At 63.3% G+C, this 13094-nt stretch carries 9 protein-coding genes; 2 read left to right on the top strand and 7 right to left on the bottom strand.

The genetic code is table 11. The annotated features are described in order from the left end of the window. The first annotated feature begins 42 nt into the window (after positions 1–42). Complete coding sequence (locus C2L66_RS02160; RefSeq protein WP_060602340.1) at positions 43–438, top strand: acyl-CoA thioesterase; 396 nt, start codon at positions 43–45, stop codon at positions 436–438. A gap of 60 nt (positions 439–498) precedes the next feature. Here the strand turns inward: C2L66_RS02160 and C2L66_RS02155 are convergent, their stop codons facing one another. Further along, a complete protein-coding gene (locus C2L66_RS02155) occupies positions 499–3621 on the bottom strand; it encodes a sensor domain-containing protein (RefSeq protein ID WP_054929710.1) in 3123 nt (1040 codons plus the stop codon). Positions 3622–3814: 193 nt separating this feature from the next. Next, positions 3815–4291 carry a nitrate reductase associated protein gene (locus C2L66_RS02150; protein ID WP_035987597.1) on the bottom strand — a complete coding sequence of 159 codons (477 nt, stop codon included), beginning with the start codon at positions 4289–4291 and terminating at the stop codon, positions 3815–3817. 119 nt (positions 4292–4410) lie between these two features. Between C2L66_RS02150 and fdhD the strand changes: the two genes are divergently transcribed. After that, entirely contained in the window at positions 4411–5232 is an 822-nt protein-coding gene (gene fdhD / locus C2L66_RS02145; RefSeq protein WP_060602343.1) for a formate dehydrogenase accessory sulfurtransferase FdhD, read from the top strand. A gap of 21 nt (positions 5233–5253) precedes the next feature. On the opposite strand, the gene C2L66_RS02140 is transcribed toward fdhD, so the two are convergent. The 5 genes from C2L66_RS02140 to C2L66_RS02120 form a co-directional block, all read right to left on the bottom strand. Beyond that, positions 5254–6018: an enoyl-CoA hydratase gene (locus tag C2L66_RS02140; RefSeq protein WP_060602346.1), complete on the bottom strand. Its 765-nt coding sequence runs from the start codon at positions 6016–6018 to the stop codon at positions 5254–5256. An 806-nt stretch (positions 6019–6824) separates the two neighbouring features. Beyond that, a complete protein-coding gene (locus C2L66_RS02135; protein WP_060602349.1) occupies positions 6825–8024 on the bottom strand; it encodes an acetyl-CoA C-acyltransferase in 1200 nt (399 codons plus the stop codon). A gap of 16 nt (positions 8025–8040) precedes the next feature. After that, positions 8041–10476: a 3-hydroxyacyl-CoA dehydrogenase/enoyl-CoA hydratase family protein gene (locus C2L66_RS02130; RefSeq protein WP_060602352.1), complete on the bottom strand. Its 2436-nt coding sequence runs from the start codon at positions 10474–10476 to the stop codon at positions 8041–8043. Between the two features lie 126 nt (positions 10477–10602). Further along, complete coding sequence (locus C2L66_RS02125) at positions 10603–12390, bottom strand: acyl-CoA dehydrogenase C-terminal domain-containing protein (protein ID WP_054929705.1); 1788 nt, start codon at positions 12388–12390, stop codon at positions 10603–10605. 95 nt (positions 12391–12485) lie between these two features. Then, positions 12486–13091, bottom strand: a complete 606-nt coding sequence (locus tag C2L66_RS02120) for a TetR/AcrR family transcriptional regulator (protein ID WP_035986590.1) — start codon at positions 13089–13091, stop codon at positions 12486–12488. Positions 13092–13094: the final 3 nt, after the last annotated feature.

The following is a 13094-nucleotide window of genomic DNA, read 5'->3' as shown; positions in this document are numbered from 1 at the left end:
AGCGCCATCCCTGTCGCCTCAACTGAATTCATGGATGCCCCGATGACCCAGACTCTCAACCTCCCGCAGAAACCGTGCGCGCTGCGCGTCGTCCCGCAACCGTCGGATGCGAACGTCCATGGCGATGTGTTCGGCGGCTGGATCATGGCGCAAGTCGATATCGCCGGCTCGATTCCCGCAAGCCGCCGCGCCAACGGCCGCGTGGCGACCATCGCCGTCAATTCGTTCGTGTTCAAGCAGCCTGTGTTCGTCGGTGATCTGCTGAGCTTTTACGCAGATATCGTGAAGACGGGCAACACCTCGGTAACGATCGCCGTCGAGGTCTACGCGCAGCGCATGAGCCTCTCGGAAGAAACCGTGAAGGTGACGGAAGCGACCCTCACCTATGTCGCGACGGACAGCGACCGCCGCCCGCGCGCGCTGCCGGAACTCGACTGATTCCGGCAGGTCGCGCTCACCCAGCGCGCGGCCTTGTATGCCTCCATGAGAACCTGACTATCAGGCGTTCGCCGCGATCATCGCCGCCTTCTCGGCGCCCCGCTGCAACATGCCGGGAATCGCCTCGTGCGGCAGCGGCTTCGCGAAGAAGTAGCCCTGCATCTCGTCGCACGCACGCTCTTTCAGGAAGTCGAGTTGCGTCGACGTCTCCACGCCTTCCGCGATCACCTGCAGGTTCAGCGAGTGCGCGAGCGCGATGATCGCGGACGTGATCGTTTCATCGTCCGACGATTCGCCGATATCCGACACGAACGATCTGTCGATCTTCAACCTGTCCACCGGGAAGCGCTTCAGATAGCTGAGGCTCGAATACCCGGTTCCGAAGTCGTCGATCGCCAGACCGATGCCGAGCGCGTGCAGTTCGTTGAGCATCGACACAGCCTCTTCCGCGTTGCGCATGATGGTGCTCTCGGTCAGCTCGAGTTCGAGATACTGCGGATCGAGCCCGGTTTCCTCCAGCACCTGCATCACGAGCTTCGCGATATCGCGCTGCTGGAACTGCCGCGCCGACAGATTCACCGACACGCGCGCGGGCGGCAAGCCTTCGTCCTGCCATGCCTTGTTCTGACGGCACGCTTCGCGCAGCACCCATTCCGACAGCGGCCCGATCAGCCCGCTTTCCTCGGCGACGGGAATGAACTGCGAGGGCGGAATCAGCCCGACTTCAGGGTCGCTCCAGCGCACGAGCGCTTCCATGCCGACCACCTGCCCCGTTTCGATATCGACCTGTGGCTGATAGTGCAACAGGAACTCGTTGTCGCGCAGCGCGCGGCGCAGACGCCGCTCCAGGTTTAGCCGCGCGCCCGCGGAGACATTCATCTCCGGCTGATAGAACTGGAACGTGTTGCGGCCCATGTCCTTGGCGCGATACATCGCGAGGTCGGCCTTCTTCATCAGCGTCTCGGCGTCGTCGCCGTCCTGCGGGAACAGGCTCGCGCCCATGCTACAGCCAACGTACAACTCCGTGCCGTCGAGCCATACCGGCTCTGAAATCGACGCACGCACACGCTCCATCCACGCAATCAGCGACTGCTCGTCGACGGTATCCTTCATCACGATCACGAACTCGTCGCCGCCGTGACGCGCGACCGTATCGCTCGCCCGCGCGCAGCGTGCAAGACGGTCCGCCACCACCGACAGCAGCCGGTCGCCGACGCTATGCCCGAGGCTGTCGTTGACGTTCTTGAAGCCGTCGAGATCGATGAACACGACGGCCACGCCCTTGTGATGCCGCTGCGCGACGATCAGCGCATGCTGCAGCCGGTCGCGCAGCAGATTGCGGTTCGGCAGTCGCGTGAGGCTGTCGTAGTTCGCCTGATATTCGAGCTGTTCCTGATAGCGGATGAGCGCCGTCACATCGTTGATGACGGCGATGTGGTGCGTGGTTTGCCCGTTGGCGTCGGGCACGGGCGCGATATACAGCTGATTCCAGAACAGCACGCCGTCCTTGCGATAGTTGCGCAGCACCGCGCTCACTTCGCGGTTTGCCGCCAGCGCCTGACGGATCGCGGCAATGCCTTCCTGATCCCGGTCGTCGCGCTGCAACACACGGCAGTCCTGGCCGATCACTTCCTGCGGATCGTAGCCCGTGATGCGCTTGAACGCCGGGTTCACGTACTCGATCAGATTGCCTTCCTTCGAAGGCGCTGTAATCAGGATCGCATTGACGCTCGCATCGAGCGCGCGGCTTTGCAGGCGCAGCGCGAGGTCGGCGCGCTTGCGCTCGGTGATGTCGGTGTACGAGCCGAGCACGCCGATCACGCGGCCGTCGCTGTCGGTGAACGACAGCTTGCTCGTCACCGTCGTGCGATGCACGCCGTCGATCACCATGTCGGTTTCGTAGTTCATCTTCGGCACGCCGGAGGCCATCACCTCGGTGTCCTGCCGGCCGAGTTCGTCGGCGAATGCGCGCCACGGCATGTCCTCGTCGCGCTTGCCGATTACCTGCTCCGGGTAGGCCAGGCCCGCGTCGCGCGCGAACGCCATGTTGCAGCCGAGATAGCGCAATTCCTTGTCCTTCCAGAAAATGCGCTGCGGGATGTTGTCGATCACCGTTTCCAGCATCTGGTTCGAACGCTGTGCTTCGGCTTCGGCGTTGATCTGCTCGGTGACGTCGTCGGCGAGCACGAACAACGCGGGACGGCCCATGAAGGTCATCGCGTGATACGAGATGTCGACGCTGATCTGCGAGCCGTCCTTGCGCCGGTGATGCCAGATGCCCGCCATCGTGCGCGGGCCGCCCGGCGCCACGTCGCTGCGCTGCAAGTGCGATTCGAGCCGCGCGACCTCGGCATGCGGGCGGATCGCACGCACGGTCATCGAGAGAAATTCGCTCTCCGAGTAGCCGTATTGCTGCACAGCCGCCGAGTTGACCGCGAGAAAGCGCAGCGTGTCACGGTCGAAGATGTACATCGGCACGGGATGCTGCTCGAACAGCCCGCGAAAGCGCTCGTCGTGCCGATGCAGCGCCTTCGCGATGCGCAGCTTTTCGCGCGCGACATTTTCCCGCGCGCCGAATGTGTAGATCAGCAGCCCGCTGCCCGCGAGCATCGTTACGATCAGGAACAGCATCGCGTAGCGCGAATCGCGCATCGACGCGTCGAGCGCCGCCTTCAGCGACAGGTCTTCCTGCGCGCGCAACTGGTCCATCCGCGCCTCGAGCCGGTCGATTTCCATCCCGAGACGCGTATAAGTCTGCGCAGCCCAGGCGCGCGAGCCGTCCTGCTCAGGTGCAGTCGTTTTGGCGAGCGCGAGCGCGATATCCTGCTCGAGCCGCGAGCCGTTGGCGGTGAGCTGCGCGAGCGCGCCGGCCACGTTCGGCTGGTTCGCCAGTTGCTCGTGCAGCGCCTTGTCGATCTTCGCGAGCGACGCGGACATCGCCGACGCCGCATCGGCGGGCGCCGGCCTCGCCGAATCCTCGTAACGGCCCAGCACGCCGAGACCGTCTTCGAGCGTCGCGCGATAGGCTTCCAGATTCTGGCGGATAGCCGTCGAGCGGACCGTGCGGGCATCGGCGTCGCGCTGTGCGCAAATCTGCGTGTACGCGACGAAGGCGTTCGCGCCGACCGCCGCGGCGACGACCGCCAGATTGATCAGCAGCCGCTTCGATAGAAAAGAGATCATAGGTTCCGAACGTCGTTCGATCCTGCAGGCGGGGGCGCGCGGGAGGCCAGTCAGATGCGCGGTCACATGCTCCACGCACGGACGGCGCGGACGAACGAGGCGCAGCCGGGCGCAGCGCTTTACGCGCCAACCTTTGGATAACGGCAGCGATCGGAAGAGATTGAGGGTAAAAAGAAAAAATCTTGCGCCAGACTCAACCGGCGAGGCCAAATTCCTTCATTGCCGGCAAAAAATCATGGTTGCTCGCCGTCTTGCGCGACAGTTTGGCGAGCACATAGCGCTGAAACGGCTCCAGCCGCGCCCACTGCGCCGCGCCCGGCGCGGGAAGATTCGCGAGTTGCGCCTGATTCAGAACGGTATCCGGCACGACTGCAGTGTCGCGCCATGCCGGGTTATCCTCAGGCGTGAACCATTCAGGCTCGATGTTCGCGTGCGTGCGCATCATCTCGAACAGGGCGTGATCGAAGTTCGGCTCGATCGCGGTGTCGTCTTCCACGGGAAAACGCGCCAGCAGCACGCGGTCTTCGTGCGGCAGCATTTGCCATTGTTCCAACGAAATCCGCAGCCCGAAGCGGTCGAGATTGAATCGGACGACCATCGGGATGAATTTCAAATTCTCCGAAGATTCAACCTCGAAGTTGAACAGCAGGGGCGCATCATTGAGTCCCATGTCAGATTCCTCTTGTTCGGCGGCCAACGCGCTATGCCGGTCTGAGGTATTTTAGAACCATATTGGCGGCGCGGCGGCCTTGAGCCGGGTCGCAGCATTCTTCGTGCAGGAGTCAGCAGGTGAACGAACTGGATACGGGCGAACAACCGGGCATCGTCGAGCAGGCGGTGCGCCGGCACCGTGGCGGCGCGGTCGAGAGCGTCGCCGATCATGTCGGCCAGGAATGGCCTGTTGCGCTCGTCTTCAACGGCATTTCGCACGCGGTGATGATGTGCACACCGCGCGACCTCGAGGAATTCGCGGTGGGCTTTGCGATTTCGGAAGGGATTGTCGAGCGCGGCGCGCACATTCAGGACATCGAGGTCGAGTTCCGCGACGGCAAATTGCCGCATGCGGAAGTGCAGTTGACCGTCGTGCAGCAGGCCTTCGTGGCGCTGAAGGAGAAGCGCCGCGCGCTGTCGGGCCGCACGGGTTGCGGCGTGTGTGGAATCGAGAGCATCGATCTGCTCGATCTGGCGCCCGAGCGCGTGCCGGACACGGGCTTTCTGCAGCGCCTGGCGCCCGATGCGATCGCTCGCGCCGCGAAGGAACTGCCCGCCCACCAGGCGCTCACGAAGATGACGGGTGGCCTGCACGCGGCCGCGTGGTGTGACGCGACGGGCGCGATCCAGTATGCATTCGAGGACGTGGGCCGTCATAACGCGCTCGACAAGCTGATTGGGCGGCTGTCGCTGGATCGCGTGGATACGAAGGAAGGTTTCGTTTTTCTGTCGAGCCGCGCGAGCTATGAGCTGGTGCGCAAGGCGGCGCGCGTCGATATTCCGATGGTCGCGACGATTTCGGCGCCGTCTTCGCTGGCGATCACGATTGCGCGTGAGGCGAGCGTGCGGCTGGTGAGCTTCTGTCGCGAAGCGGGCTACGTCGATTACGACACGGTTTGACGCGGCCCGGCCTCTTCCCGGTTAGCTGAACTGGCGGAAGTCCGGCTTGCGCTTTTCGAAGAATGCCTTGAACGCTTCCTTGGCTTCGGGCGCGAGCAGCATCTTGGCGAAGTGCACGGCTTCGTCGGTCATCTGGGTCTGGATTTCGTGCTGCGCGGCGCGTTTCATTAGTTGCTTGGTCACGCGCAGCGATGACGCGGGCAAGGCGGCCAGTTTCTGCGCCTGCTGCAATGCGAACGCGTCGACTTCGGCCGCAGGCAGCAGGCGGTTCACGAAGCCCATGCGGTGCGCTTCTTTTGCGTCGAACGGTTCGCCGAGCATCAGTTTTTCCGCCGCCCCCTGATAGCCCGCGACGCGTTGCAGCAGCAGCGATGATGCGGCTTCCGGGCAAAGGCCGAGTTGCGCGAATGGCAGCGAGAAGGTCGCTGTGTCGGCGGCGTAGACGAGGTCGCAATGCAGCAGCAGTGTTGTGCCGATTCCTACGGCTGCGCCGGCTACTGAAGCTACCAGTGGTTTTTCCGCCGAGCTGATCGCGCGGAGGAACTGGAAGACGGGGGCGTTGTCGCTGACGGGCGGTTGCTTCATGAAGTCTTCGAGGTCGTTGCCGGCGCTGAAGATTCCTGCACTGCCGCGGATGAGCACCGCACGGGTGGCCGGGTTCTGTTGCGCTTCGGCCAGCGCGTCGGCCATCGTCTGGTACATCGCGGATGTGATCGCGTTTTTCTTTTCTGGGCGAGCGAAGGCGATTGTCAGCACGTCGCCGGTGTGGGTGGTTTCGATGTCCATTTGTGACTCCTCCAGGTTTTTGCGGGTTTTGCGGGTGGGGTTTGCAATGTGGTTTGCGCTTGGGATCCGCGGTTTGCTTTTGCTTTCGCTGGCATCCGCGATTCGTTAGCGCGCTTCAAGCGTCGCCCCTGTGCGGGGCGGCACCTACTTTTCTTTGCCGCCGCAAAGAAAAGTAGGCAAAAGAAAGCGGCTCACACCGCCAACATTTCTTCTTGCCTGAGGGCCCCCAAAGGTTCTTACGCTTCACACGGCAATCACGTCATTCCTGCTCGTTGCCAGCGCTCTTGCTGGACGCCTCACCCGCTTCACGCTCCCGCGCCACGGCACGCCTTGCCAGACAGTCCGCCGCCGCCCAGGTGGCAAACTGTGTGTCGGCCCTCGGTGCTCCACATGCTTCACTCCAGACCAATTGCGCACGCGCTCCACCCTGTAAGAGCGCTAACGTGTACGTCAGGAAAACCTACACACAGTTTGCCACCTGGGCGGCACATACCATTCGCTGACGCCGGCTCATGTACGGGTTTTTGAAGTGGGTGAGGCGCTAATTCAGCGCGTTGGCAACGGCCATCAACTAGCACGTTGCCGTGTGAAGCGTGGGGACGTTGGGGGCCCGTGGGCAAACGTCAAGCGCTGGCGGTGTGAGCCGCTTTCTTTTGCCTACTTTTCTTTGCGGCGGCAAAGAAAAGTAGGTGCCGCCCCGCACAGGGGCGACGCCTGACGCGCACTAACGCATCGCGGATGCCAGCAAAAGCAAATGCGAACCACCCTATAAACCAGCGCCCCGCAACCAACGCCCCCACGATTACTCAAACCCGCTCAATAATCCCAGCGGCACCCATGCCCGTCCCCACACACATGGTCACCATCCCATACTTAAGATTCCGCCGCCGCAGGCCATGCACAACAGTAGCAGCACGAATCGCCCCAGTCGCCCCCAGCGGGTGCCCCAACGCAATCGCCCCGCCAAGCGGATTAATCCTCGCCGGATCAAGCCCAAGATCGTTGATAACAGCCAAAGACTGCGCAGCAAAAGCCTCATTAAGCTCGATCCAGTCGATATCGTCCTGCTTGAGCCCCGCGGCCTTCAGCGCCGCCGGAATCGCTTCCTTCGGCCCGATACCCATGATCTCCGGCGGCACTCCGCGCACCGCGAAGCTGACAAACCTGGCCAACGGCGTCAGATTGAACTGCCTGAGAATCTTCTCCGACACCACGATCAACGCGCCCGCCCCATCCGACGTCTGCGAACTGTTGCCCGCCGTCACCGAACCCTTGTTCGCAAATACCGTGCGCAACTTCGCCAGCCCTTCCATCGACGTATCCGCGCGCGGACCTTCATCCAGCTTCACCTCACGCGTCTTCACCGTCACTTCGCCCGTCGCGAGATCGGGAAAACGCTCGGTGATCGTGTAGGCCGAAATCTCGTCGTCGAACTCGCCCGCCTGTTGCGCAGCAACCGCCTTGCGATGCGATTCGACCGAGAACTGATCCTGCTGCTCACGGCTCACCTTCCAGCGCTCCGCCACCCTCTCGGCCGTCAGGCCCATGCCATACGCAATGCCCACATCCTCGTTGCGATCGAAAATATGCGGCGACAACGACGGCTTGTTGCCCATCATCGGCACCATGCTCATCGATTCGCAGCCGCCCGCGATCAGCACGTCCGATTCGCCGACGCGAATGCGGTCGGCCGCCATCGCAAGCGCCGTCACGCCCGATGCGCAGAAGCGGTTCACCGTCACGCCGCCCACCGTGTTCGGCAAACCGGCCAGCAACGCCCCCATGCGCGCCACGTTCAAACCCTGTTCGGCTTCGGGAATCGCGCACCCGACAATCGCGTCTTCGATCAGCGATGTGTCGAGGCCCGGCACCTGCGCGACAGCCGAGCGGATCGCGTGCACCAGCAGTTCGTCCGGCCGCGTGTTCCTGAACATGCCGCGCGGCGCCTTGCCGATCGGCGTGCGGCTCGCGGCGACGATATATGCGTCCTGCAATTGCTTGGTCATTTGGTATTCCCTCTCGTCAGTTGCGCACCGGCTTGCCCGTTTGCAGCATGCCCATGATCCGTTCCTGCGTCTTCTGCGTGCCGAGCAACTCGACAAACGCACGACGCTCCAGCGCCAGCAGCCATTCCTCATCGACGAGACTGCCCGCTTCGACGTCTCCCCCACACACCGCTTCCGCGATGCGGCTCGCGATCAGGTAATCGTGCTCGCTAATGAAGCGGCCGTCGCGCATATTGACCAGTGAGGCCTTGATCGTCGAAATCGCCGAACGCCCCGCAACAGGCACCTGCGTCAAGCGCAGCGGCGGACGATAGCCCGCGGCTGCCAGCGCACGCGCTTCCTTCTTCGCCGTGTCGAGCAGTTCGAAGACGTTGAAAACGATCGTGTCGGACGGCTTCAGGTAGCCCATCGCGCGGGCTTCGAGCGCCGAGCCGGAGACCTTCGCCATCGCCGCGTTCTCGAACGACTTCTGCAGGAACTTGAGCAGATCACTGGTCGCGCCGACTTGCGACGCAGCCTCGGCGGCACGCAGTGCCGCCTCCTTGAGACCGCCACCCGCCGGAACGAGACCGACGCCCACTTCGACCAGACCGATATAGCTCTCGATGTGCGCAACGCGCTTCGCACTGTGCAGCACCAGCTCGCAACCGCCGCCGAGCGCGATGCCCGACACGGCCGCGACCACGGGCACGTTCGAATACTTCACGCGCAACATGCCTTGCTGGAATTTCTTCACGAACGGCTCGATGCCCTTCGCACCGCCCATCATGAACGCGGGCATCGCTTCTTCGAGATTCGCGCCCGCCGAGAACGGGCCGCCCGGCGCGCCGAGTTTCAGCGACGTCGGTTGCCAGATCACCACGGCCTTGTAGTCCTTCTCGGCCACGTCGATGGCCTGCGTGATGCCGTCGATCACCGACGGCCCGATCGTGTTCAGCTTGCTCTTGAACGACACGATCAACACGTCGTTTTCGCCCGCGCGATCATCAACCCATGCGCGCACGGCATCCGTCTCGAACACGGTCCTACCGTACGTCTTCGGATCGGCGCCCGTTTCGCCTGCGATAGGCGCACGGAACACCTGCCTGTCGTACACGGACAGCGACGAGCGCGGCACGAAGCGCTTTTCAGCCGGCGACCACGAGCCTTCGTTCGTATGCACGCCGCCTTTTTCGGCGACGGGACCTTCCAGTACCCACACGGGCAGCGGCGCATCCGACAACGCCTTGCCTGCCGCGATGTCCTCCTGCACCCACTCGGCGATCTGCTTCCAGCCCGCCGTCTGCCAGCCCTCGAACGGACCTTCGTTCCAGCCGAAGCCCCAGCGGATCGCGAGATCGACGTCGCGCGCGTTATCGGCGATCGACTCCAGATGCACGCCGATGTAATGGAACACGTCGCGGAAGATCGCCCACAGGAACTGCGCCTGTGGATGCTGCGATTCGCGCAACAGCTTCAGGCGCTCGGCGGGCGGACGCTTGAGGATACGGCCGACCAGTTCGTCCGCCTTCGCGCCGCCGTCGACATAGCTGCCCGTCTTCGGGTCGAGCACCTTGATCGCCTTGCCTTCCTTCTTGTAGAAGCCCGCGCCCGTCTTCTGCCCGAGCGCGCCCTGCTTCACCAGCCCGGCCAGCACGGCGGGCGTTTCGTAGACCGGGAAGAACGGGTCGTCGGCGAGGTTGTCCTGCATCGTCTTGATGACGTGCGCCATCGTGTCGAGACCGACCACGTCCGCCGTGCGGAACGTCGCCGACTTCGCGCGGCCGAGGCGGCTGCCCGTCAGATCGTCGACTTCATCGAAGCGCAAGCCGAACTTCTCAGCTTCCTTGATCACCGCGAGGATCGAGAAAATGCCGACGCGGTTCGCGATGAAATTCGGTGTGTCCTTCGCGCGCACGACGCCCTTGCCGACCACGCTGGTGAGGAACGTCTCGAGTTGGTCGAGGATTTCCGGGCGCGTCGCCGCGGTCGGGATCAGCTCGACCAGGTGCATGTAGCGCGGCGGATTGAAGAAATGCACGCCGCAAAAACGCGCCTTCAGTTCGTCGGAGAGACCGTTCGACAACTCGGTGATCGACAGGCCCGACGTGTTGCTCGCGAAAATCGCGTTCGGGCCGATATGCGGCGAGACCTTCGCGTACAGGTCGTGCTTCCAGTCCATGCGCTCGGCGATCGCTTCGATCACCACGTCGCATTCCGCGAGCTTTTCGATGTCGTCGTCGTAATTGGCGGGCTGGATGTATTGCGCGTCGTCCTTCACGCCGAATGGCGCAGGCGACAGCTTCTTCAGGTTGTCGATCGCCTTGAGCGCGATACCGTTCTTCGGGCCTTCTTTGGCGGGCAGGTCGAACAGCAGCACGGGCACCTTGGCGTTGATCAGGTGCGCAGCGATCTGCGCGCCCATCACGCCGGCGCCGAGCACGGCGACCTTGCGAATGATCAGATTGCTCACGTCGTTCCTCCGGGGTGTTATGCGGTGTCGCGAGTCGCCGCGCGCGGGCTTCGAAGGGCGGCGCGCGGCATAGGGGTGTGAGTGTGGCGGCGGCGCATGAATGACGGGCGCCGCCTCGCGATGGCTTTAGAACAGCGCTTCGTCGATTTCCATCAACGTCTTCGAGCCGGCGCGCGCGGCGCGGATCGTCGAGGCCGTTTCGGGCAGCAGCTTCGCGAAGTAGAAGCGCGCCGTGGCGAGCTTCGACTTGTAGAACGGATCGCCCGATGCTTCGTTGTCGAGTGCGATGCGCGCCATGCGGGCCCAGAAGTACGAGAACACCAGGTGGCCGACCGTGCGCAGATACGGCACAGCCGCGGCGCCGACTTCGTCCGGGTTCTGCATCGCCTTCATGCCGATTTCCATCGTCAGCTTCTGCACCTTGTCGCCGATATCCGCGAGCGGATTGACGAACTCCTGCATCTCCGGCTTGATGCCTTCTTCCTCGACGAAGTCCGTCACCAGCTTGCCGAACTTCTTGAGCTTCGCGCCCATGTCGCCGAGCACCTTGCGGCCCAGCAGATCGAGCGACTGGATCGAGTTCGTGCCTTCGTAGATCATGTTGATGCGCGCGTCGCGCACGTATTGCTCCATGCCCCATTCGGCGATGAAGCCGTGGCCGCCGTAAATCTGCATGCCCATGTTCGTGCCTTCGAACGCGTTGTCCGTCAGGAAGGCCTTGATGACGGGCGTCAGCAGCGCGACGAGGTCGGCGGCGTCCTTGCGCACGGATTCATCGGCGTGCGACAGCTCCTTGTCGATGTTCAGCGCGGCCCAGTAGGTGAAGGCGCGCGCGCCTTCCGCGTAGGCCTTCTGCGTGAGCAGCATGCGGCGCACGTCAGGATGCACGATGATCGGATCGGCGGCCTTTTCGGGCGCCTTCGGACCCGTCAGCGAGCGCATCTGCAAACGCTCCTTCGCGTAGACGAGCGAGTTCTGGTAAGCGACTTCCGTCAGCCCCAGACCCTGCATCCCGACACCCAGGCGCGCGGCGTTCATCATCACGAACATCGCGTTGAGGCCCTTGTTCGGTTCGCCGACCAGCCAGCCCTTCGCGCTGTCGAGATTGATCACGCACGTCGCGTTGCCGTGAATGCCCATCTTGTGTTCGATCGAGCCGCACTTCGCACCGTTGCGCTCGCCGGGGTTGCCGCTTGCGTCGGGAATGAACTTCGGCACGACGAACAGCGAAATGCCCTTCGTGCCTTGCGGTGCATCGGGCAGACGCGCCAGCACGAGGTGAACGATGTTCTCGGCGAGATCGTGCTCGCCGCTGGAGATGAAAATCTTGGTGCCGCTGATCGCGTACGAGCCATCGCCATTCGGCTCGGCCTTCGTGCGCAGGATGCCCAGGTCGGTGCCGCAGTGCGGCTCGGTCAGACACATCGTGCCCGTCCATTCGCCCGACACCAGTTTCGGCAGATACGCCTGCTGCAGTTCCGGCGTGCCGTGCGCGTGCAGACACTCGTACGCGCCGTGCGACAGGCCCGGGTACATCGTCCACGCCTGGTTCGCCGAGTTCATCATCTCGTACAGCGCGTTGTTGACGAACGCGGGCAAGCCCTGGCCGCCGAAGTCGGGATCGCAGCCGAGCGCGGGCCAGCCCGCTTCGACGTACTGGCGGTACGCTTCCTTGAAGCCCTTCGGCGTGGTGACGACGCCATCGCCTTCGTATTTGCAGCCTTCCTGGTCGCCGCTCTGGTTCAGCGGGAACAGCACTTCCGAGCAGAACTTGCCGGCTTCCTCGAGCACCTGGTTGATCGTGTCGGCATCGAGATCAGCGTGCTTCGGCATCTGTTTGATCTCGGCTTCGACGTTCAGCAGCTCGTGCAATACGAATTGCATGTCGCGCAACGGCGCGGCGTACTGTCCCATGAGTCTCTCCAATCAATCCAAAGGTGTTGGCTCGAGCTCCACTGCCAGCCTCCCCCGCCGTCTGGACCCATCCGATAAGGACCCACCCAGCCTCGCTAGCGGCTTGCGCTCTCGCTCTGATACGAAACAATCAGTTTTTCCAGCGCGGCCCATGTCAGGCGCACGGCATCGGGCAGATGCAGGAAGCGTGCGTCATGATGCAGGCCGAGCGTGAAGCTATACAGTTCGAAAAGCATCAGTTGCGGATCGGTGTCCGCGCGCAGATGCCCCTCTTCCATTGCCTGCGAAATGGCTCGCGTGAGCGCCGCGCGCCACATCGTGACGCTCGCGACCAGCTGCTCGCGCACCGCGCTTTCCGCGCGATCGTCATACTCGACCGCGCCGCTGATGTAGATGCACCCAGTCGTCACCTCCTGGATGCGCTTCTCGATCCAGCGCGAGATCATCGCGCGCAAGCGCGGCAATCCACGGGGTTCGCGCAGACTCGGGAAAAACACCTCGTCCTCGAAACGACGGTGATATTCGCGCACCACTTCGACCTGCAGATCTTCGCGCGACCCGAAATGCGCGAACACTCCGCTCTTGCTCATCTGCATGCGCTCGGCGAGAAGACCGATCGTCAGACCTTCCAGTCCGTCTCGGCTTGCCAGATCGAGTGCTGCATCCAGAATTGCGGCTCGCGTTTGTTCGCCTTTTCGCATAGC

It is taken from the genome of Paraburkholderia caribensis (genome assembly GCF_002902945.1).
Classification (GTDB): Bacteria; Pseudomonadota; Gammaproteobacteria; order Burkholderiales; family Burkholderiaceae; genus Paraburkholderia; species Paraburkholderia caribensis.
Note: the sequence above shows the minus strand (reverse complement) of the source record. Positions and strands in the feature narration are given on the sequence as shown.

Coding starts and splice junctions, on each gene's coding strand:
- C2L66_RS02160 (WP_060602340.1), top strand. CDS start 43: ATGACCCAGACTCTCAACCTCCCGCAGAAACCGTGCGCGCTGCGCGTC.
- C2L66_RS02155 (WP_054929710.1), bottom strand. CDS start 3,621: ATGATCTCTTTTCTATCGAAGCGGCTGCTGATCAATCTGGCGGTCGTC.
- C2L66_RS02150 (WP_035987597.1), bottom strand. CDS start 4,291: ATGGGACTCAATGATGCGCCCCTGCTGTTCAACTTCGAGGTTGAATCT.
- C2L66_RS02140 (WP_060602346.1), bottom strand. CDS start 6,018: ATGGACATCGAAACCACCCACACCGGCGACGTGCTGACAATCGCCTTC.
- C2L66_RS02135 (WP_060602349.1), bottom strand. CDS start 8,024: ATGACCAAGCAATTGCAGGACGCATATATCGTCGCCGCGAGCCGCACG.
- C2L66_RS02125 (WP_054929705.1), bottom strand. CDS start 12,390: ATGGGACAGTACGCCGCGCCGTTGCGCGACATGCAATTCGTATTGCAC.
- C2L66_RS02120 (WP_035986590.1), bottom strand. CDS start 13,091: ATGCGAAAAGGCGAACAAACGCGAGCCGCAATTCTGGATGCAGCACTC.